Below are 22,398 nucleotides of genomic sequence, written 5' to 3' on the forward strand. Positions count from 1 at the left end.
GGGCAACCACGGGGGGTTTGCCCCTACAAGAATTACACAAATGATTTAGGATTGCTATATCCTCACTTCACTCTTCTTCTGATTCTTCTCAGCATCTTGTTAGCTTCTTCCCTCCCGCGAAACTTCCAAACTAATAAATAACACATCAAACAAAACCCGAAAATTCCTAACACGATCACACTTTCTTCCGGTGAGTGGGTAGTTCTATCGAACTTCCCACTCTTCGGACTCGCGGGGATGTTATTCTTAGTTACATCGTCTGTTTGCAGCTTTAAACTAAGTTCTGCGATCGCATTACTATCTTTCAATGTGCGATCGATTTCTCGAAATGACGGCGGTGGCCCGCAGCTTGTTAAGGATAATCCAATAAGGATAAAAATTAAGAAATAACAGCGACATTTCATGATTTTTACCTTTCGGTCAGCGAAAAAGAGAATAAATCCATATAGGGCTTACTTACTCCGACAAAGAAACCGGGTTTTTATCTAATCTGTCGGTAGCCACGAAGTATTTTCCTAAAAAACCCGGTTTCTGGCCCCGTATCTCCAGGACTATTCTATCTACTATAATAGCATTAAACGAATTCAGGAAACATTTCCAAACTAAACCAGGAAACTGATTCAATGCCATCTATATCTTTTGATGCTTACCTCAAGTCGATTCAAAATAACCTGCAAAAAGGTAGCGAGCGCAGCCATTATCCAGCGCTGAAAAATTTGCTGGATGACTCAGACAAGGGCATTGATGCCGTCATTGAAGAAAAAGGCAACAAGGCAGGGATTCCAGACTTTACCGTGCGGCGGCGGGAACTACTGGTGGGTTATGTAGAAGCCAAAGACGTTGGGCTAGACCTGGATCAGATAGAAAAATCGGAGCAATTGCAGCGGTATATAGAAGCGTTTCCGAATCTAGTATTGACTAATTATTTAGAGTTTCGTTGGTATGTGAATGGGAAGCGCAGGCAGAAGGAAATTTTAGCAGATCGTAATGAGAATAAGCTGCAAGTAAGGGCTACAGAAAAGATTGCGGCTCTGCTAGATCAGTTTATCAATTATACAGGCGAGATTATCAGCAGTCCTGAAGACCTGGCGCGACAGATGGCGAGGTTGACGAAGGCAATTCGGTTAGCAACAACAACTGCGCTGGAGGGAGAAAGGAAAGACGGCGAATTGCATCAACTGAAACAGGGCTTTAGTGAGGTCTTGTTGCCCGATTTGAATGATGCTGACTTTGCTGATATGTATGCTCAGACGATTTCTTATGGGTTATTTGCGGCAAGAGTTGGTCATGCTCAAAATCCAGGGAGTGAACCGTTTACTCGGCGCACGGCTGGCACGTATATTCCAGCAACGAATCCTTTTTTGAAGCGATTGTTTAATACGATCGTCGAAACGGATGCAGTCAGTCAGATCGATTGGGCGATCGACGATTTGGTGCAATTGCTGTCTCAGGTTGATATGGGCAGCATTCTTGAAAACTTTGGGCAGCGCACTCGTCAAGAAGACCCGGTGGTACATTTTTATGAAACGTTTTTGGCGGCGTACAATGCAGCCCTGCGGAAGAGTCGAGGCGTTTATTACACACCGGAACCTGTGGTGTCGTTTATTGTGCGATCGGTTGATGCCATTCTCAAAGACCGCTTCGATTTGCCATTGGGATTAGCTGATAACGCCAAAGATCCAGTAACACAAAAGCCGAAAGTGCAAATTCTCGATCCTGCAACGGGTACGGGTACGTTTTTGTATGAAGTGGTGAAGCAAATTTACCGCAATTTAGAAGAAATTGGCATGGCGAATCAGTGGGATAGCTATGTGCGAGACAATTTGCTGAATCGGTTGTTTGGATTTGAGTTATTGATGGCTCCCTATGCCATTGCTCACCTCAAGCTAGGGCTAGAACTTCAAGAGCTTGGTTACAAATTTAAGGGCAAACAACGATTAGGCATTTACCTCACCAATACGCTAGATGAGGCAATGAAAAAGTCAGAGATTTTGTTTGGTCAGTTTGTCGCACAAGAAGCAAATGAAGCTTCGACGGTAAAACGAGATACACCTGTGATGGTGGTGTTGGGCAATCCGCCCTATTCAGGACATTCGGCAAATAAAAGTGAGTGGATCGCTGGTTTAGTTCGCGATTATTACTATGTGAACGGTTTACCGCTCGGAGAAAAAAATCCCAAATATTTGCAAGATGATTATGTAAAATTCATTCGCTTTGGGCAGTGGCGAGTCAGTGAAACCGGTTATGGCGTTTTAGCGTTCATTACCAATCATGGTTATCTCGATAATCCAACATTTCGAGGGATGCGTCAGAATTTGATGAAAACATTTACAGATATCTATCTCTTGGATTTACACGGTAATTCTAAAAGAAAAGAAATTTCTCCCGATGGTTCTCCCGATCAAAACGTTTTTGATATTCAGCAGGGTGTTAGTATTGGAATTTTTATTAAAGAGCCTGGAAAGACGGGTGCAGCTAATGTTCATCATGCTGATCTTTGGGGAGATCGAGCGACTAAATATGAAATTTTGAATCAAAGTTGTATTGACGATGTTGATTGGAAAGCGATCGCACCTCAATTACCCTTCTATTTATTCAGTCCTCAAAATACTGATTTACTAGCAGAATATAATACAGGGTGGAAAATTACAGAAATTATGCCAGTTAACTCCACAGGGGTCAAAACTCATCGAGATCATTTTGTATTTGATTTTGAACGGACAGCGCTGTATGAGCGCATAAAAGAATTTAGAGATTTAACTATTTCAAACCAACAGGTAGCTGAGAAATATTTTATTCCCGATACAGGGAGCTGGAAATTAAGTGAAAAACGACGCTCACTAGCAGCAGATACTGAGTGGGAGAACTATTTTACTGAATGCCTTTATCGACCTTTTGATACTCTTTTTTACTATTCTCATGAGGATTTAGTAGAGCGCTCAAGGCATGATGTGATGCGTCACATTATTTCAAAAGAAAATTTAGGCATGATCTTTATGCGACAAGTAGCACTTCAAGAGGATTACAGCCATTTTACAGTGGCCAATCACGCTGTAGATAATCGAGCTTTTTACAGTAATAAAGGTACGATGGCTTTAGCTCCTCTTTATCTATATCCTGACGAGGACAATCCTCAACAATCACTTTTAGAGGAGAAATGCAAGCCAAATTTATCTCAAAAATTTTTAGATTTAATTCGACACATACTTGGCTACATTCCCACACCAGAAGCCATCTTTTACTACATCTACGCCATCTTCCATAGCCCCACCTATCGCCAACGCTACGCCGAATTCCTCAAAATCGACTTTCCTCGTGTGCCTTTGACCAGCAACGACCAGCTATTCAAAGACTTGGGTGCAAAAGGTCAGGCATTGGTAGACCTGCACCTGATGAAATCGAAAAAGCTGAATAAGCTGATTACTAAAATGAGTGGCGATGGTGACAATGCCGTTACCGAAGTTACCTATAAACCCGCAGAACAACGAGTTTATATCAACAAAACCCGCTATTTTGAAGGCATCGCCCCGAAGTTTGGGAGTTTAAAATTGGCGGTTATCAGGTTTTAGACAAATGGCTCAAAGACCGTAAGAAAGCCAAACGCACTTTATCCTTTGATGATGTACTGCACTATCAAAAGGTGGTGGTTGCGCTCAAAGAAACCATGCAACTGATGGTAGAAATCGATCTACTGATTCCTGGTTTTCCCATAGAGTAAAGTTTATGAGATCGTAAAAAATGACACTGAAAGAATTAGAAAAACAACTCCTTGCCTTAACTCCCGCTGAAAAAACTCAGGCAATACAGCTATTAGTTCAAAGTTTAAGCAATACTTGGCAAGGAATCGAAAAAACTCCCGGCGTGTGTGGTGGGGATGCTAGAATTGCCAAGACTCGCATACCTATTTGGTCGCTGGTAAATTATCGCATTCTGGGTGCAAGTGATGTGCGGATTTTGCAAGACTTTCCTCATTTGAGTGCAGCAGATTTGGCGAATGCTTGGGCTTATGCTGAGGCCCACCCAGAGGAAATTGAAGCTGCGATCGCTAGAAACGGGGAAGCCTAAAACATGGCGCGAATTTGCTATAATCTAACTAATATCAAATCCGAGCGATCGCACTTATGACTATACAAGAATTAGAAACTCAAGTCTTAACCTTAAATCTCGCTGATAAAGCTAAACTAATCAGTATCCTAACTCAAAATTTAACCAACGGTTCTTTAGGCATTAAAAAGACTCCCGGTGTCTGTGGAGGGGATGCCTGTGTCGGCAATACTCGCATACAAGTTTGGGTACTGGTGGGTTATCGCCGTCTCGGATGCAGCGATGCGGAACTTTTTAAGTGCTATCCCCATTTGACTGCGGCTGATTTAGTCAATGCTTGGGCTTATGCTGATGCTTACCCAGAAGAAATTGAACAAGCAATTAGAGAAAATGAGGAAGCCTAAAACATGGCGCGACTTTATGCAGACGAACAGTATCCGTTGCCAGTAGTTGAGTTTCTTCGACCTTTAGGTCACGATGTATTAACAGTTCAAGAAGCCGGAAACGCAGGATTAGGAATTCCTGATGAGGATGTATTGGCTTTTGCAGTGAGTAATGAGCGAGCAGTTTTGACTCTCAATCGAGGGGATTTCATTCGACTGCATCGCTCACAACCCAACCATGCTGGTATTATCATTTGTACTCAAGATAGCAACTGGGAAAGACAGGCGACCCGAATTAATGAGGCTATTTCTGCGATCGATACTTTGAACGGTAAATTGATTCGAGTTAACCGTCCTTCGACATGAAAAAAAGCCGATCGCCCTTCCCGCCCCAAAAACCCTATAATTAAATCCCCAATTGCTCCCAATATTAGGTAAAATTATTGGCGTGTCTGAGGATAAACTATATGCGCTGGGTTCGATATATTGCGATCGCGATCGTCAATGGTTTCGGTGTCGTCATCGGTATTATTTGGGTTGCAGTCCCCACAACAGTGGCTCAACCTTCCCTAAACTACCAACTCGCACTCTCCGGGCGACAGTCAGAGGGCGCAAATCCGCAATCCCTTTCCGAACTCTACAAATTGCGCGATCGCCTGAAAGTACAATTAGATAACCTTGCCAAAAATCCCGACAGCGCCCCGTTTCCTGCTGAACTTTGGAAATCAGCAATCCACCGCCAGCAATCCCAAACTCTGACGCAGCAACTCGAAAACGTTCAAAGTCAGATTCAAATAGAAGAAAGAGCCAAATATAATTGGGACGATGCTGCTAAATTAGCCGCCCAAGCAGTCTTAATTGGACGCACTTCTAATCCTTCTTCTGCTACTTGGGAAGAGTCCCAGCGGCTGTGGCAGTTGGCTATCAATACGTTGCGACTCATTCCTCACGATTCTTTTTTGGCCGATGGGGCGATCGACAAAACCATCGAATACCAAGGAAACCTCAGTGTCGCTACCTATGAAATGCAAGTTGCACGTTCTATTGAGAAAATTATAGCAGAGGAAGAAGAGATAAGAGAGCGAGCCCGCAAAGAGCAAGAGAAAAAAGAATTTGCTCGTCGAGAAATAGAGAGAAAAGAGCAAGAGAAAAAAGACCGGGCTAGAAAAGAAATTGAAAGGCAAGAGTTTGAAAAGCAAGAATTAGCTAGAAAAGAAATTGAAAGGCAAGAAGCAGCCAGAAAAGAACTTGAAAGGCAAGAATTTCAAAGGCAAGAGTTAGCCAGAAAAGAACTTGAAAGGCAAGAATTCCAAAGGCAAGAGTTAGCTAGGAAAGAACTTGAAAGGCAAGAAGCAGCCAGAAAAGAAGTTGAAAGACAAGAACTTGAAAGGCAAGAATTAGCCAGACAAGAAGTTGAAAGACAAGAACTTGAAAGGCAAGAGTTAGCCAGACAAGAACTTGAAAGGCAAGAGTTAGCCAGACAAGAATTAGCCAGACAAGAACTTGAAAGACAAGAGTTAGAGAGAAATCAGCAAGCAACTTCTCAACCAACTCCTGAATCAACTGCAACACCAACTCCCGCCCTAGTTACGCCTGCTGCGTCCCCGTCGAACTTTTTCTTTGCGGGAGATACTAACAGAGATGGCCAAATTAACGAGCAAGACGACGCCGGAAAAGAACAATGGTCTTTGTCCAAGGGCGCGCTAATTTTATTTAACGATCGCAATAACGATCGCGGCAAGATACCGACTTGGAAACAAACGAAAGTTAGCGCTCCCCGCCGTGCAGCAATGCTTTCTCAAGTTAACTTAACACTGTCTGAGAACTTCAAAACCTCTCAGTTATTTATCACGGCTGATAGCATTGCTAGCCCTCACATCAGCGTTTTCCAGAAGACGGGCGACGGCTGGCAACCTGTAGATATATCCGGTGCTAAACCTCTAGTTTTTAGCACGAATATTGTTTTAGGTGTGGAAGCCAAACAATTTGCCGATCGCAATTGGAACGGCACTGTTAATCTCAAAGCAACTGCCCAAAACAACGGTCAAGAAATCGTCTCCACAACAATCCAAATGGGCGTTAGCCCTTGGATGATAGCGCCCAATACAGCACCAGTAACCGAAGTTCAGGTCAGCGACAGAGGCTCGGTAAACAGCGAATTTATCTCGCAACTAAAACAAGCAGTAGAACCCACGGGCGCGAAAGTAAAAATTCTCCAGGGCGATCGCACTTGGATGCAAGATACCCAGAAAAACGGATTCGTTCAACTCCCTGAAGAATCGGAGATACGCCAGTTTAATGTAGCCCTAAAAAGCAATAGTGAGCCAGAGAAAAACCCGCCTATTAAATCAACTCAAAACCGGGATTGGAAAGTAGTAAAAATTGGCAATCCACGTTCTTTAGACCCTGTAAGTCAGTGGTCTGACGGATACGGCAACTTGCAGGTGACACCGCCGATTCCCGGACACCCAATGGGTCGAGTTTATTATGGGAATTCGGGAAATGCTAGTTTTAATCCAGAGGTACTTGATTTTATTCAAGCTCAGAGAATTCAAGGACCCCCAGTGGATATTGATACTTCTTGGCTTTTGACTCGCCAAGTCGATGAAATTATCAATTTTATTCCCACTCAAACTCCCGGACAATATGTAATGGCGATCGCCAGTCCCGAAGCCGGAGTTAAGCTGTTGGAAGAATTGGAGGGAAGAGGTTACGGCGATGTGGCGATCAATCGTGGTTTGAGCACTCAAACAACTGTCAGCGACGCCTTGCAAAATCGCGCTTTAATTCAACACAATCTCTATTTGCAAAATCAGAAACTTAATCCGATTATAGAGAAGTTGAAAAGAGAGTTTTTACTCGAAGACGACCAAATTATTCAAGTTCCGGTGATGTTTGGCTACAGCGGTTATGCTTGGTGGCCGAATATGGTCAATTCGGTGCCAGTTAACGGCAAGTTGTTAGTTTCAAATCCGCGCGGGCCAATGATTGACGGTGTAGATTACACTCAGGAAAGATTGCGCCAACTGCTGCTTCCTGCTGGCGTCAGTGTTAGTTTTCTGGATGACAGGTATTATCAAGAATTGAAAGGAAACGTGCAGTCGGCGACGAATACTGTGAGGAAGCCAGAAGAGCGGCCTTTTTGGCAGTCTTTGCCTAATAATTGAGTCCGGTATAGCAATCCTAAATGAGTCGTAAATTTTTTACCCCACCCCAACCCTCCCCTTACCAAGGGGAGGGAGTAAGAAATTCACAAATGATTTAGGATTGCTATAGTAAGTTGCGATCGCAATTTGTGCTCAATATTTACCAAAAATTGGTAAATTGCGATCGCCCCAGCAGATAGATTTCTCGATCGACACGGACGGCATTTTGTCAATAGCCGTGCCGTATGGGTGCAGTGCAGGCGATCGCACCAGTAACGTAAAATGTCTAAAAGCGGTCTTTCTGACATCCTCCCAACGCTGATGCTGTCGCATACAGCGTGGGGTTCCCAAATCAACCACCAAACTTATCAAGCAAGCTTTCACTTATTTGACAGAGGTTCAAATGTCCTTGAGCGTTAATTCGGGAGTGTCCCCCCCTACTCACAATTTCCAATCCTTTTGCCAAAAGGTTGCGACTAGCATTTTCATCCCGATCCAGAGTCAATCCACATTGACAGACATGAGTTCTTTGGGACAGAGACTTTTTGACAATTCGATGACAAGAACTGCATTCAGAGCTGGTGTATTGAGGAGGCACGGTAATGACAATTTTGCCGAATACTTGCCCATAATATTCCAACCATTCAAAGAATTGTCTCCAAGCCGCATCACTAATACTTTTGGCAAGGCGATGGTTTTTAACCATGTTATGCACCTTCAAGTCTTCAAACACCACCAAATCGCTAGATTTAACCACGCACCTTGCCAATTTCACGGCAAAGTCTTTACGCTGGCGAGAGACTTTCAGGTGTTTTTTTCCCAGTTTGTTAATCGCTTTTTTACGCTTGTTGGAGCCTTTCTTTTTGCGATTAACCCACTGTTTCTGACCAAGCCAGCCGTGCGTATCATCTCGTCGATGATGGCAAACTGTCTTGTCGAACCTCTGAGTTTGGCTTCGAGTACAAACATGACCAAGTGATTAACTTTATGGCTTTATTTTACCATAAGGTTGCGCTCCGCGCGTTTATTTGTTGGTCTCCATTCATCTCAACACCGACCTACGGTACGGTGTGAGCATTCTTTCGACATTAAAGGTAAAATAAATTTAGCCCCATGAGCGACGAACAGGAAAAAAAACAAATTTTGACTCAGCAACCGGAAACAATTTCCACTGCCAGCGATGAGTTCGAGCGCAGTGAAATTGCCAGTGGCGATTCAACTTCCGCACCGGCAGAAACTCCCGCTGAAATTGCCGCGACCAAAGATATTTCAGCGCCAATCGACGAAACCGAAACAATTCCAATTGCCGCCGATATCGCGCCGGAAACAACTCCACTTGCAAGTTATCCGCCTCCAACAATTCCAACTGCCAACCCTGAACCAAAACCAGCTCGCTCGTGGCAAATATTAGCAGTTTTTCTCAGCGGAATGTTAGTCGGTTCGGTCCTGAGTCTCGGCAGTTTGCTAGCGTGGAGAATGTATCAGGAAAGAGCGAACCTTCAAATCAAACTACCCGCTGACGTACCCCTCCCCGAAAGCCCTCCCCCTGTCGCAACAGCGCCCCTCAACCGCCGGCCCGGACTTCCCCCAGCCCCTGGAAATGGACTCCCCCCCACAATCTCTCCGTCGCCCCGTCCCACTCAAATACCCTCTCTGTCTGGACTTCCGCAACTTGCTTCGCCGTCACCGTCGCCGTTGCCGTTGCCTTCTCCAACTCCAACTCCCGCTGCGGTTGAAACCCCTGTAACTGAGCGAGTTTACTTTCCAGCCGGTGCTACGGGAACTACTCTGAGCAATAGTTTGCGAGCCAACCTATCCAGGCGCTACTTACTGGAGTGCAATAGCGGCCAAAGCATGACAATTAATGTTCAAGAAGGTCAAGTTAGCGCCGCAATTAGTGCTCCTAACGGTGAAAACTTAGGTACTGCTAACAGCACAGGTCAGTGGCAAGGTCAACTAGCCAGTAGTGGCGATTATACTATTGAAATTTCAGGCGATCGCCAAGCAAACTACCAAGTTAAGATTGAAGTCAAATAGCAACTATAATTGTATCAGGGGGTAGTTACACAATACATAAACCCGCCCTGGTTGCCAATTACAAATTACCCATTACTAATTACCAATGGTTGCACAAATATCTCCAAGCATCTACGAAGCAAAAACCCAAGAAATTGCCAAAGAAATACTGAAGGCAACTCAAGACAAAAAGCGATCTTTTTTCGGTCAACTGCAAGACCAAATGCGCTGGGACGACAAACTAATGGATTGGGCTATGGCTAGCCCCGGACTGCGGGTGCAGTTGTTTCGATTCATCGACTGTTTGCCGGCCCTCCGCAGCAAGCCAGAAATTGCCCGCCACTTGCAAGAATACCTGACGGCCCAAGAGGTAGAATTGCCCGAAGCTTTGAAAAAATTGCTCAATTTTACTAACGCTGATTCGATTCCTGGACAATTGGCGGCGACGACGGTTGCGCCTGCGGTGGAAACTTTGGCGCACAAGTATATTTCTGGGGAAAATATCAAGCAGGTAGTTAAAACTTTAGAGCGACTTCGCAAAGATAAAATGGGTTTTACAGTTGACCTTTTGGGGGAAGCTGTCATCACTGAAACTGAGGCGCAAATTTATCTTAACCGCTATTTGGAATTGATGGAGGAACTGGCGAAGGCAGCGAAGAATTGGCCGCAGGTAGATGCAATTGACAAAGCAGACGGCGAAACTCTGCCGCAAGTGCAAGTATCGGTAAAGCTAACGGCTTTTTATTCTCAGTTTGACCCGTTGGATGCTAAAGGTAGTGAGGAGAAAGTAAGCGAGAGAATTCGCATTTTACTGCGCCGCGCGCAGGAATTGGGAGCGGCCGTTCATTTCGATATGGAACAGTATGCTTACAAAAGTTTAACTCTGACCATTCTCAAAGACTTATTGTTAGAGGAAGAGTTTCGCAGTCGCACGGATATTGGAATTACATTGCAAGCATATTTGCGCGACAGTGCTCAAGATTTGCGAAACCTGATTTCCTGGGCAAAAAAACGCGGAAATCCAGTAACAGTGCGGCTGGTAAAAGGCGCTTACTGGGATCAGGAAACTATCAAAGCGATGCAGAAAGATTGGCCACAGCCGGTCTACAATGACAAAGTTGCTACCGATGCCAATTTCGAGCAGATGACGCAGTTGCTGCTCGAAAATCACGAATATTTGTATGCAGCTATTGGCAGTCATAATGTGCGATCGCAAGCCAGGGCGATCGCCATTGCCGAAACTCTCAACATCCCGCGCCGCCGCTTTGAAATGCAAGTGCTGTATGGCATGGGCGACAAATTGGCTAAGCTTTTGGTCGATCGGGGTTATCGCGTCCGAGTCTACTGCCCCTACGGCGATTTGCTGCCGGGAATGGCTTATTTGATCCGCCGTTTGCTGGAAAATACCGCCAACAGTTCTTTCATCCGGCAAAGTTCCGAAGAAATGCCGATCGAACAATTGTTAGCCGCGCCCGTTGCTAATGGAAATGACCAGCTAGTTTACAGCAAAGTATTTCCCAACGTTGCCGATACCGACTACGCTAATACCAAATTGCGGCAACAAGCAGAAACAGCCATCAAATCAGTGCGGGCTAACTTAGGTAAAACCTATTTACCCCTAATCAATGGCGAGTACCAAAATACTGAAGCAACAGTTAATTCCCTCAACCCTTCCAATCCTACAGAAGTAGTTGGCAACATCGGATTGCTTTCCGAAGAACAGGCCAAACAAGCCCTGGAAGCAGCAAAAGCAGCCTCCACCAGTTGGCGAAAAACCCCCGTCCGCCAGCGCGCCGGCGTCCTCCGCAAAGCTGCAGAATTGATGGAACAGCGGCGGCACGAACTATCAGCTTGGATGGTGTTTGAAGTCGGCAAACCTGTCAGAGAATGCGATGCAGAAGTCTCCGAAGCTATTGATTTTTGCCGCTACTACGCCGACGAAATGGAACGGTTAGAACAAGGGAAGAATTACGACATTCCCGGAGAAACTAACCGCTACAGCTATCAGCCGCGCGGCATTTCTTTAATCATTTCACCTTGGAATTTCCCCCTGGCAATTCCCGTCGGCATGACAGTTGCATCGCTGGTAGCTGGTAATTGTACTTTGCTCAAACCAGCGGAAGTTTCCTCAGTAATTGCAGCAAAAATCACAGAGATTTTGCTAGAAGCCGGAATCCCCAAAGGGGTATTTCAATACGTGCCTTGCAAAGGTTCAACCGTCGGCGCTTACATGGTGAAACATCCTGATGTTCACATGATTACTTTCACCGGTTCTCAGGAAGTGGGCTGTCAGATTTATGCCGATGCTGCGATTTTGCAGCCTGGACAAAAACACCTGAAACGAGTAATTGCGGAAATGGGCGGCAAGAATGCAATTATTGTCGATGAAAGTGCGGATTTAGACCAAGCAGTTGCAGGCGTAGTTTATTCGGCATTTGGCTACAGTGGCCAAAAATGTTCCGCTTGTTCGCGAGTAATTGTAGTCGAATCAGTGTACGATAATTTTGTGGCAAGATTGGTAGAAGCGACGCGATCGCTCAATGTCGGCCCAGCAGAAAATCCCGGCACTCAAGTCGGCCCTGTGATCGATGCAAATGCCCATTCGCGCATCCGCGAATACATCGAAAAAGGTCGCGCCGAAGCTAACATAGCTTTAGAAATGCCGGCACCAGAAACCGGTTATTTTGTCGGCCCAGTCATTGTTACCGAAGTATCGCCGACAGCAACTATCGCCCAAGAAGAAATTTTCGGCCCAGTTTTGTCGGTGATTCGGGCAAAAAATTTCAGCGAAGCGATTGTTATTGCTAACGGCACGAATTTTGCTTTAACCGGCGGATTGTATTCTCGCACGCCTTCACATATCGATCGAGCTGCATCCGATTTTGAAGTCGGAAACCTGTACATCAATCGCGGAATTACCGGGGCTGTGGTATCGCGGCAACCCTTCGGAGGATTCAAACTTTCGGGAGTTGGTTCTAAAGCGGGTGGCCCGGATTATTTGCTGCAATTCCTCGAACCCCGCACCATAACCGAAAATATTCAGCGGCAGGGTTTTGCGCCGATTGAAGGAGTGGATGATTAATCATTCCTTTGTTCGCACTAAGGACTGAAGTCCTTTCTCTGGCTGTTAAGCTGTTAAGTTAGTAGGGTGCGCTAGGCGCACCCTACGGGGGGGGTAACAGAAAAAATTTGTGCGAGATTAGCTAGTTATAAAATGGAATCTACCAAAGATCGCGATCGACTAAATTCTCACAACCCTGCACTTGACAAGTGGCTGCGATTTTTAATTATCGCCGCATTAGTCATCGGTATTTTATTTCGCTTCGCCAATCTCGATCGCAAATTTTACTGGATCGACGAAACATATACTTCTTTGAGAGTTTCTGGCTACACCGAAGTCGAAATAATCAAAGAAATTTCGTACCAGAAAATAACCTCGCCTGCGGATTTACAAAAATATCAGCAGATAAATTCAGAACACAATTTAACTGACACGCTACATTCTTTAGCAACAGAAGATCCCCAACACCCCCCTCTGTATTACGTACTAGCGCGATATTGGGCGCAATGGTTCGGCAGTTCCGTTGCAGCAATGAGAAGTTCGGCCGCCGTGATTAGCCTGCTAGTATTTCCCGCAATTTATTGGCTGGCTTGGGAGTTATTTGAATCTTCAGCAGTAGCGTGGATGGCGATCGCAATTTTCGCAATTTCTCCCTACCACATCCTATTTGCCCAAGAAGCAAGACAGTACAGTTTGTGGACATTAACTACTATTTTATCCAGTGCAGCCTTGCTGCGAGCAATGCGCTCTGACCAAAATCAAAATGCTGTCGCCCTCGTTCTTTCCTGGGCGCTTTATGCAGGCACAGCAACACTGGGATTCTACACCCACTTGTTATTTGTCTGCGTCGCTGCCGCCCACGCAATTTACGTCGCAGTTATTGCCAACTGGCGCGATGTGAAAACATTCATTTCCTATTATGTAGCATCTTTAATCGCTTTGATCGGCTTCATGCCTTCCCTGGTAAATACTGTAGAAAACTTCAATCAAGTTAGAAGCACAACAGCATGGGCAGAACAAACAAATTACTTAAGATTAGTCAGCAGGTGGGTTGGTTCCGTAAGCATAGCATTTTTTGATATTGGCATTGATGGAACTGCCAACCCCACAGAACTAGCCTTGCTAATTCCAGTTGGTATCATGATTCTAGCTTTAGTCGGCTATGCCATTTATTATTTATGCCGACAAACACCAAAGCGAGTGTGGTTGATTGTATTGTTATTAATTGCAACAACTGCTTTGTTTTTAGCAGTGCCTGATATAATCAAGGGTGGAAGGCGATCGGCAAATCCGCGATATTTAGTTCCTTGTTATGTGGGAATTCAGCTAGCAGTGGCTTACCTGCTGTCTGCGAAAATTAGTAACAATTTGGAGAACTTCCAACAGAAAAAACTGTGGAAAATTGTTATAGTTACAGTTTTTTCCGCAGGTATTATATCCGGTGGAGTTAGTTCTCAAGCAGATATTTGGTGGAATAAAGGAAGCGGTTGGTTGGGTGCTTTGGAAGTAGCTGGGGTTGTCAATCAAGCCAGCAACCCCCTATTTATCAGCGATGCCAATATCGCATATATTATGCCTTTAAGTTATTACCTAGAACCAAAAGTCAAACTGCTAATAGAACCCCGCTGTTACACATCTTGCTACAAAAATCGAGAATTGGCAAAGAAAAAACCCCAACCCCCGCAAATTCCCAGCGGTTTCAGTGAGTTGTTTTTATACAGACCGTCCTCTACTTTGCGATTGGCAATTCAGCAACAAAACTATCAAATAGATCCGGCTGACACTAATGTTGAGCTTAATCTGTGGAAAATTACCAAAAAATAATCTTAAACATGAAGCAAAAAACACGGGTTTGCTGCCCAGAAATAAATGTCTTATTCACTGCGAAATCTGCCTATAAACGGCATTTATGGAAGTATGTCGCAAGTAGAGTTCGATAGGTTGGCTTTTCGTGGTAAGCTAGAAGTTAAGAATAAAAAAATAACATCAAAAATCTCAAATGACAGTCACTGAAACCTCCAACATTCGTAAACTGCTGTGTGATCCAGACTTAGGGCTGATTCCTCACCTTGAAAAGTGCCTGAAAGATTTGCACTCATCTGCGATCGCCAGTGGAGAGAAATTTAAGGTAGAACCTTACGATATAGAATTCAAAAGCTGCCACACCCAGAAGCATCCCAACGACCAAAAACCCCTCGTCACCCAGTCAGTGTTAATAAAAGTTCCCTTGACTGGGAAAGTTCAAGACAAGATGCACCTATATCTCATCGCAAGTGAGTTACAGAACCAAATCGACTTCAAAATTATCGACTGGAGTGCCTTAGAACGCCGGCAATACGACATTCAGGGCATCCCTTTAAAGCAGCCGATCACCAAAATAGACGGCCAGATGAATTACGAGTTAGTATTCGATCGACCAAGCTACTGCTGCATCACTCTGCTCCGCCAATTTGACTTAACTTACGCCGCCAATTTTTAATACCAATTCTCAAAAGTAGGGACAGGGCAATGCCGTGTCCGGTGCGGGGAGTAGGACACGGCATTGCCCTGTCCCCACGGTTTTCTTTTAATAATTGGTAGAAGATTGAGGATTGTAGATCGCGATCGCACAAAATCCAATTCAAACCGCTCGATTCGCAGTTTCCGCAAGAATCCTTTTAATATCAGCAGGAGTCAGATTCGGATTAGCTTGCAACATCAAAGCTATCACGCCGGATACTTGTGGCACTGCCATTGAAGTACCCGCAAAATATCGATAAGGAATCCCCGGTTGAGAAAGTGGCACAGTTGAATAAATGTCACCAGAATCCGCCGTGCCAGCGTCGCCGCCTGCAGCAACAAAGTAATTAATTGTCTCCGCACCCGCCCGGTTAGAATAATTTGCAAACAAGCCATTTCGGGTAACACCACCGACAGCAATTCCTACCTCATTGGCAAACCGAGCCGGATAATCTGCTTGTGGGCGAGCATCATTTCCCGCCGCCGAAATCACGATCACGCCTTGAGCTTCAGCCACTCGAATCGCATCCAATTCTTGAACATTCAACTGTAGGCCACCCAAACTCACATTAATGATCTTTGCTCCATTTGCCACCGCATAATTAATTGCATTAATTTCATCCCGAATTTTACCCACCCCGACCCTATCGAGTATTTTTAAAGGCATAATCTTCGCAGTTGGAGCAGTTCCAGTAATCCCAACCCCATCTTTTTTCGCAGCAACTAAACCTGAGATATGAGTGCCGTGATTGTTATCATCCATCGGGTCATTATCGTTGTTGACAAAATCCCATCCCCGGAAATCATCAACAAAGCCATTGTTGTCATCATCAACCCCGTTGCTAACTTTATTGCGGCCGCTCGCATCAACACCAGTTTCCCCCGCATTACTCCAAATATTCCCCGTCAAATCCGGGTGATTGTAGTCAACACCGCTATCGATAACTGCCACCACAATTCCGTCTCCAGTCAACCCCTGGGCCCAAACCTCTGGAGCTTTAATTAAATCTCTGCCCCACTCGTCGCCACCCAAGTCGGGAACATCAGGAAAAGTTGCAGTACCTTGAGCTTTAGCAACTGCCGCTGCTGCATTCACCAAACCGAACCCAAAACGAGAGTCAAAACCTTGCAAGTTGCTAGGATTGTTAGGAGAAACAGTTGCAGGAGTTGCAGACAGATTGAGGGAGAAATTTGTACTGCCTTGGTATTGATAAACTCGGACAAAGTAAGTTCCTGCAGCTAAACCGTCGATGTTGATCGACTCCGGTGATAAATCCGGTTGTTGAGAAGAAGCAATAATATCGGTGAAGTCAATAGAATTGTCGCCGTTAATATCTTTAATTAGAGCAACGTCAACATCCGCCGTCAAACCGCTGACAGTTAATTTAAAGTCGCTAGTTGCAGGCAAAATAAAGCGGTAAAGGCCGTCTGGCCGGGCGTTGCTAAGCGAGTCTGCGATCGTTTGAGTGCCGCCCAAAACGCCTAAATCGCGAGCTTGATCAAGTTGGTTGCCCAATACGGTAGTTGCAGAGATGAATGTATTGGCGAGGTCTTGTGGAGATGCGTTGGCTACCAAGCCTAAAATAGCATTGGATTGACGAATTTTAATTAATGTATTGGAAATACCGGGGGCGATCGATATTTCTTCCAGAATCAAGTCAGCTTCGGTAAGATTGTCAGTCAGTCCGATCGCATCCACAAAACTGTTAAAGTCAGTAATCACGTCTGCAGCCGCCGGATCGGAGACTGCGGAGTTGCTGCGGAGGACAAAGGTATCTGGGCCCAAACCCCCTGTCAACATATCTTTGCCACCATCGCCCACTAAAACGTCACTGCCAGAGTCACCGTTGAGGGCGTCATCTCCCTTACCTCCCTGCAAGGTATCGCTGCCGACATCGCCAAACAGGAAGTCTGCGCCGGCACCGCCGTTAAGCACATCGTTGTCCGCACCCCCGAACAGCGTATCGGAATTGCCACCGCCGAGAATGCGATCGTTACCATTATCACCGCTAATTATTTCGGCATCCGACGAACCGACAATAAAATCGTTGCCGCCGAGGGCAAAAAATCCGTTAGGATAAGGAGTCAAAAAGCCCGGAGTCAAGGCGAAACTATTGGGGCTATCATCTAAAAGATAGGAAAGACCGTCAGGGATCGGGCCGGGCATAGAAATGTACTCCTAGTGAGGTATATCGATCTAAATTTTAGATTTTAAATTTAAGTTTGTGGTTAAAAATCCCTTAAATAGTCTGTAAGGCGGGCATTACGGACTGTCTGTAGAAGTGTCCATAGGTTAGGTTAAACTGAGATGTTACACCATTCTCAATTACTTGTTTAGGAACAGCCAAGATGCCTGTTCCACAAAAATGTTGAGTTATTGTGGAACGGGCCGGAGAGCTCGTTCTTGACAATGGTGCAACATTTCAGGTCAAACTGATTTATTCCGTCATATCATGCCGTGTAAATCAACCACAATTCTGCCTTGGCTCATCTAAAATATAAAATCTAAAACAGTATAACTTAATCCCAAATTCAAAATCGGGATCAGAAAATGGGAAAACAACACTTGCATCGAATTCAGAATTTTTTCAATCTCGCGAAATCGCATTTAAAACCTTATTTGCGCTATTTGATTTTAGGCGGGACGTTTTTATTTATTGCCAAAGCTTTTTTAACTCACTGGCGAGAAGTCGCGAATATCCAAATTCGAGCCGAAAGTTTTCCGTTGCTGGCGATCGCCCTTGGCGTCACTTTATTTTCTCTAATTTTTGTCGGCTGGGTGTGGATGTTGATTTTGCGGGAATTCCGGCAACCTGTAACTGCGGCCTGGGCGATTCAAGTTTTTCTCAAAACTAATATTGCCAAGTATTTGCCGGGGAATATTTGGCATTTTTGGGGTAGAATATTGGACGCCAAAAAAGCAGGTATTTTCCCGAAAGCTGCTACTCTCAGCGTGTTGCTGGAACCGCTGCTGATGGCTTCTGCGGGCGTTTTGATTGGGTTGATTTGTTTTGACAAATTCAATTGGTTTTTGCGGATTGTTGGTTGTGCTGCTATTTTAACGGCGATTCATCCCCGAATTTTAAATCCGATCGTTCTGTTTGTAGAGCGGTTGAAGTTATCAAAGAATAATAGGGAAAATTTAAATACAGGGGAGGCTGCGGGCGATCCACTGAATTCTCGTGTAGAGTCTACCTCCAATATATCTAAAAAAACATCTAATGTCAAGTCCAGCCGCAAAATTAATTTGCCAATTAAACGCTATCCTTTAGTGCCGTTAATCGGACAAATATGTTTTATCGGGTTGCGGGGCTGCGGGTTTTTGCTAACTGTAACGGCTTTAACTCCGGTGGAATTTAGCAATATTCCCAACTTGTTCGGTGCTTTTTGTTTTGCGTTTGTTGTCGGTTTAGTTGTGCCTGGTGCACCGGGGGGAATGGGAGTATTTGAAGCAACAGCGATCGCCCTGCTTTCCGATCGCTTTTCTACGGGTATAATTCTGGGTGCCGTGGCTTTGTATCGGATAATTAGCATTGTGGCGGATGTTTCGGGTGCATTTTTAGCTAAACTCGATCGCCAGCGCGATCGGCACAGTCGGTGAGTGGGAAAATATATGAGGCCAGCGGACTTGCCCCGATTAGCAGGACTCGAAAATATGTATTTTTATTAAGATTTTTTGTATACGTACGTATGCTGGTATAGTTGAGTCAATAAAAAAAATCTCAACTCATTTGTTTAAGCTGCTAAGAAAAAAAGCCACAAACAATAGAGTCTGAATCCATAAATTTAAGACCTGCAAACAAACCGAGTTGCTCTCATAAAATCTACAGTTTTAGGTATTTATACCGTGAAGAAAACGGTTTTTTTAGTTCCGGTGTGCTTGTCCTGGATTTATGAAAAATTGTTAACTTTAGGATATAGGGTACACAGCCATGATGCCAGTTTTATCAGCAAGAGCGATCGAACTTCCGAATCAAATCAACGCGGGCAATGGGAGTTTTGGGGAAAAGAGCGAGATCCCCAATAACCCCAGTACAATAGTATTTATCGATACGGCAGTAGCAGACTATCAAAATCTCCTAGATGGAGTGAAATTTGGAGTAGAAGCAATAGTGATCGACTCGCACAGAGATGGAGTCGAACAAATTAGCGAAGTCTTAGCGAATCGCACTAATATTGACAGCATTCATCTAGTTTCCCACGGCGAACCAGGAAGCTTGCAACTCGGTAAAACCCGACTGTCTGTCGATAACGTCGAAGCTTATAGCCAGCAATTGCAGCAATGGCGACGCGCTTTAACTCTGGATGCAGACATCCTGATTTACGGCTGCAATGTAGCAGCAGCATCCCGCGCTTGTCAGAAAGTCCGCCAGGGAATAAATTCCCTGTCTCAAAGCGAAAGTCGGTTGAAACCGACTAAAAACAATTTCATTAAACAGTCCTCTTTAGAGGATTTTTGCTATGAGACGGGGGTTGAAACGAACGGCGGAATCGAGGGCGAACTAGCCTTAGAATACTTTGGTGAAACGAGAATTGAAACCTCCAGCGGACTCGATGAACAAGCCGTAGATGGTAAGCACTTCCTCCACCGCATTGCATCCCTCACTGGTGCAAATATCGCCGCATCCAAGCATCTCACAGGGAGTGCAAAATTAGGTGGCAACTGGGAACTAGAAGAAAAAATCGGCAACATTAAATCGCCCCTAGCATTCGACTCAAAGGCGATGCAAAATTATGCGTCAGTTTTGGCTACCTATACTGTTACCGATACTTTAGATGGCGCTACGGGTTCTCTGCGAAATGCGATCCAACAAGCCAATTCCAATCCCGGATTAGACACAATTAACTTTAACATTCCCGGTACTGGCCCTTATACCATTAACCTTTTCGGTCAAGCCTTACCTGTCATCACCAGCCCAGTTATTATCGATGGCAAATCTCAACCAGGATATGCTGGCAAACCCCTTATCGAACTCAAGGGTAGTTTAGTACAACAACCAGCCTCATCTGCCAATTTTCCTTATATTAATGGTTTAGATTTAGGCAAAAGCCCTTTTGGTGGCGCAGAAGATTCCAGTGGCAGTACCATTCAAGGATTGGTTATTAACGGATTTGGAAAGGGCGGAAATTCCGGCTTAGGTCACGGCATTGGAGTACAGACTAACAACAATACCATCCAAGACAACTACATTGGTACTGATATTAGCGGTACGACTGCTGTAGCCAACACTTTAGCTGGGCTCAGAATCCAAAGTTACACTCAAAACAATCCTCCTAATGTCACCCCCATAACAGGCAATATTATCTCGCGCAACGTCATTTCTGGCAACGAAGGTATTGGAGGTATATTTATTGCTGGACCAGGGTCAGGGGGAGTCACCAACACCAAAATTACTGGCAATTACATCGGGACTGATGCCACGGGGACAATAGCTTTAGGTAACAAGGGTGATGGCATTTTTATCTTAGGCAAAAACTCGAATAATACTATCGGCGGCACTGCACCTGGAGAAGGTAATATCATTGCTAACAATAATCGCAGCGGTATGGAGGTTGCTAGTAAAAATGCCACCAGTAACACTATTCAAGGCAATAGCGTTTTTAACAACAAACGATTAGGAATTGACTTAATCGGTAATAATGGTGTCACTTCCAACGATTTAGGCGACGCCGATACAGGCAGCAACAACCTGCAAAATTACCCGGTTCTGACCTCAGTTAGCGGCAACACAGTTAGCGGCATTCTCAACAGCACTCCTAATGCCAATTTCCGCGTCGAATTCTTTGCAAATACCAGTTATGACCCCGCAGGCGCAGGTCAAGGTCAAACTTTCCTCGGCTTCCAAGACGTTACTACAGATAGCGCTGGCAATGGTAATATCAACTTCGCCTACACTCCAGTAGCAGGCAAACAGGTTCTAGCTGCTACTGCTACTAATAAAACCACAGGCGATACCTCGGAATTTTCTCGTCGCAATCAATCTCCTATTAATTCAATACCGGGAAGAACCACAACCACTACAACTAACCCGAATAACATTACCCTCAACAGCGGAGACTTCGTATATAACGTTTTAGCGACACCCTATCCGTCTGCTATTGACGTTTCAGGTGTAACAGGAAAAGTAGACAGCGTTACCATCACTCTCAACAATGTTCAAACTTCTAACTCTGCCAATGGTGGACCGCAGAACATCAACCTCTTGCTAGTTGGGCCCGAGGGACAAAATGTGGTGTTAATGTCTCACGTTCCATCTGAACCACTCAACAACGTCACGCTGAAGTTGGATGATAATGCAGCCTCTTTTCTTTCTAGTTTTCCTTTTGTTACAGTACCAACTATCGCTTCAGGAACTTACAAACCGACCAACTATTCACTGAGCGGTTTTCTTGATGTTTATCCCTTTTTGTATAACGATACGCCAACGCCAACACCGACAGGGGCACCAGAAGGGCCTTACGGTTCGACTCTTTCTGTTTTTAATAAAACTAACCCCAACGGCACTTGGAAATTGTATGCAGTTGATGCCAACCAAGAGAATAGTAAAGCTTCCAATGCTACTACTCCCGGAAATATTGCCAGTTGGAGTGTAGACATTTCGACCGATATCGGCAAAGAAACGACGAATCAAAATACTCCTCGCATCTTCTCGGCTAGCAACGGCAATAGTATCTCTGTATCGGATGCAGATAGCGAGTCGGTGGAAGTTAATCTCAGCGTTACCAGCGGGACTCTTACACTCAAGTCGCTGACGGGAGTTACCGGATCGGGGAATGGCAGCAACAGCCTGATTTATACGGGAAAACAGGCTGATATTAATGCTGCTTTAGAGGGTTTAACTTATACGCCGAATCCGAATTTTAGCGGAACGGATACGCTGACTTTGACGACAAACGATCGCGGATCGGCAGAATTAGGCGGTGCTCAAACCGATAGCGATCGTGTGGATATTACCGTCAACCCACTAACTCCGACACCAACTCCACCGACGCCAACTCCACCGACACCAACTCCACCGACGCCGACGCCAACTCCAACGCCGACTCCTGGGGAAACTCCGACGCCGACTCCACCGACGCCAACTCCACCGACGCCAACTCCACCGACGCCAACTCCACCAACGCCAACTCCGACTCCGACGCCGACTCCACCGACGCCAACTCCAACGCCGACTCCTGGGGAAACTCCGACGCCGACTCCACCGACGCCAACTCCGACTCCTGGGGAAACTCCGACGCCGACTCCACC

Annotated in this window: 13 protein-coding genes and 2 pseudogenes; 11 read left to right on the forward strand and 4 right to left on the reverse strand. The window is 45.2% G+C overall.

Annotated features, from left to right (window positions below):
• Window positions 1-62 precede the first annotated feature (62 nt).
• Window positions 63-404 (reverse strand): hypothetical protein, encoded by a 342-nt coding sequence (locus QT979_RS12280; protein ID WP_333310186.1) that lies wholly within the window; start codon window positions 402-404, stop codon window positions 63-65.
• A gap of 1,053 nt (window positions 405-1,457) precedes the next feature.
• Here QT979_RS12280 and QT979_RS12285 point away from each other — a divergent pair.
• The 5 genes and pseudogenes from QT979_RS12285 (at window position 1,458) to QT979_RS12305 (ending at window position 7,594) form a co-directional block, all read left to right on the forward strand.
• A pseudogene (locus QT979_RS12285) lies at window positions 1,458-3,718 on the forward strand (type ISP restriction/modification enzyme).
• A 20-nt stretch (window positions 3,719-3,738) separates the two neighbouring features.
• Window positions 3,739-4,065 (forward strand): DUF433 domain-containing protein, encoded by a 327-nt coding sequence (locus QT979_RS12290; protein ID WP_333226814.1) that lies wholly within the window; start codon window positions 3,739-3,741, stop codon window positions 4,063-4,065.
• 56 nt (window positions 4,066-4,121) lie between these two features.
• Complete coding sequence (locus QT979_RS12295; protein ID WP_333226816.1) at window positions 4,122-4,448, forward strand: DUF433 domain-containing protein; 327 nt, start codon at window positions 4,122-4,124, stop codon at window positions 4,446-4,448.
• Window positions 4,449-4,451: 3 nt separating this feature from the next.
• The gene (locus tag QT979_RS12300) at window positions 4,452-4,793 is read left to right on the forward strand and encodes a DUF5615 family PIN-like protein (protein WP_333163649.1); all 342 of its coding nucleotides are present in this window, start codon (window positions 4,452-4,454) and stop codon (window positions 4,791-4,793) included.
• A gap of 101 nt (window positions 4,794-4,894) precedes the next feature.
• Window positions 4,895-7,594, forward strand: a complete 2,700-nt coding sequence (locus QT979_RS12305) for a protein-arginine deiminase family protein (protein WP_333310189.1) — start codon at window positions 4,895-4,897, stop codon at window positions 7,592-7,594.
• 132 nt (window positions 7,595-7,726) lie between these two features.
• Here QT979_RS12305 and QT979_RS12310 read toward each other — a convergent pair whose 3' ends face one another.
• Both QT979_RS12310 and QT979_RS12315 read right to left on the reverse strand, forming a co-directional pair.
• A complete protein-coding gene (locus QT979_RS12310; protein ID WP_333310191.1) occupies window positions 7,727-7,906 on the reverse strand; it encodes a hypothetical protein in 180 nt (59 codons plus the stop codon).
• A gap of 19 nt (window positions 7,907-7,925) precedes the next feature.
• A pseudogene (locus QT979_RS12315) lies at window positions 7,926-8,447 on the reverse strand (RNA-guided endonuclease InsQ/TnpB family protein); the annotation flags it as partial.
• A 239-nt stretch (window positions 8,448-8,686) separates the two neighbouring features.
• Between QT979_RS12315 and QT979_RS12320 the strand changes: the two are divergent.
• From QT979_RS12320 to QT979_RS12335, 4 genes are all read left to right on the forward strand, one after another.
• Window positions 8,687-9,610, forward strand: a complete 924-nt coding sequence (locus tag QT979_RS12320) for a hypothetical protein (RefSeq protein WP_333310193.1) — start codon at window positions 8,687-8,689, stop codon at window positions 9,608-9,610.
• Between the two features lie 85 nt (window positions 9,611-9,695).
• Entirely contained in the window at window positions 9,696-12,671 is a 2,976-nt protein-coding gene (pruA, locus tag QT979_RS12325; RefSeq protein WP_333310195.1) for an L-glutamate gamma-semialdehyde dehydrogenase, read from the forward strand.
• A 132-nt stretch (window positions 12,672-12,803) separates the two neighbouring features.
• The gene (locus tag QT979_RS12330; RefSeq protein WP_333211386.1) at window positions 12,804-14,474 is read left to right on the forward strand and encodes a glycosyltransferase family 39 protein; all 1,671 of its coding nucleotides are present in this window, start codon (window positions 12,804-12,806) and stop codon (window positions 14,472-14,474) included.
• A gap of 175 nt (window positions 14,475-14,649) precedes the next feature.
• Entirely contained in the window at window positions 14,650-15,129 is a 480-nt protein-coding gene (locus tag QT979_RS12335; RefSeq protein WP_333211385.1) for a hypothetical protein, read from the forward strand.
• A gap of 141 nt (window positions 15,130-15,270) precedes the next feature.
• On the opposite strand, the gene QT979_RS12340 is transcribed toward QT979_RS12335, so the two are convergent.
• Complete coding sequence (locus QT979_RS12340; RefSeq protein ID WP_333310197.1) at window positions 15,271-17,316, reverse strand: S8 family serine peptidase; 2,046 nt, start codon at window positions 17,314-17,316, stop codon at window positions 15,271-15,273.
• A gap of 384 nt (window positions 17,317-17,700) precedes the next feature.
• On the opposite strand from QT979_RS12340, the gene QT979_RS12345 reads away from it, so the two are divergent.
• Together QT979_RS12345 and QT979_RS12350 are read left to right on the forward strand one after the other, a co-directional pair.
• Window positions 17,701-18,750: a UPF0104 family protein gene (locus tag QT979_RS12345; protein ID WP_333310199.1), complete on the forward strand. Its 1,050-nt coding sequence runs from the start codon at window positions 17,701-17,703 to the stop codon at window positions 18,748-18,750.
• A gap of 331 nt (window positions 18,751-19,081) precedes the next feature.
• Window positions 19,082-22,398, forward strand: a 3,317-nt coding sequence (locus tag QT979_RS12350; RefSeq protein WP_333310201.1) for a DUF4347 domain-containing protein, incomplete at its 3' end; no start/stop codon positions are given.

The sequence above is a fragment of the Microcoleus sp. w2-18bC1 genome, from assembly GCF_036700365.1.
GTDB lineage: Bacteria > Cyanobacteriota > Cyanobacteriia > Cyanobacteriales > Microcoleaceae > Microcoleus.

Excerpts from the sequence above, each read along its gene's own strand:
- QT979_RS12310 (WP_333310191.1), bottom strand. The coding sequence starts at position 7,906 with ATGCGACAGCATCAGCGTTGGGAGGATGTCAGAAAGACCGCTTTTAGA.
- QT979_RS12290 (WP_333226814.1), top strand. The coding sequence starts at position 3,739 with ATGACACTGAAAGAATTAGAAAAACAACTCCTTGCCTTAACTCCCGCT.
- QT979_RS12295 (WP_333226816.1), top strand. The coding sequence starts at position 4,122 with ATGACTATACAAGAATTAGAAACTCAAGTCTTAACCTTAAATCTCGCT.
- QT979_RS12345 (WP_333310199.1), top strand. The coding sequence starts at position 17,701 with ATGGGAAAACAACACTTGCATCGAATTCAGAATTTTTTCAATCTCGCG.
- QT979_RS12320 (WP_333310193.1), top strand. The coding sequence starts at position 8,687 with ATGAGCGACGAACAGGAAAAAAAACAAATTTTGACTCAGCAACCGGAA.
- QT979_RS12280 (WP_333310186.1), bottom strand. The coding sequence starts at position 404 with ATGAAATGTCGCTGTTATTTCTTAATTTTTATCCTTATTGGATTATCC.
- QT979_RS12335 (WP_333211385.1), top strand. The coding sequence starts at position 14,650 with ATGACAGTCACTGAAACCTCCAACATTCGTAAACTGCTGTGTGATCCA.
- pruA (WP_333310195.1), top strand. The coding sequence starts at position 9,696 with ATGGTTGCACAAATATCTCCAAGCATCTACGAAGCAAAAACCCAAGAA.
- QT979_RS12330 (WP_333211386.1), top strand. The coding sequence starts at position 12,804 with ATGGAATCTACCAAAGATCGCGATCGACTAAATTCTCACAACCCTGCA.
- QT979_RS12340 (WP_333310197.1), bottom strand. The coding sequence starts at position 17,316 with ATGCCCGGCCCGATCCCTGACGGTCTTTCCTATCTTTTAGATGATAGC.
- QT979_RS12305 (WP_333310189.1), top strand. The coding sequence starts at position 4,895 with ATGCGCTGGGTTCGATATATTGCGATCGCGATCGTCAATGGTTTCGGT.
- QT979_RS12300 (WP_333163649.1), top strand. The coding sequence starts at position 4,452 with ATGGCGCGACTTTATGCAGACGAACAGTATCCGTTGCCAGTAGTTGAG.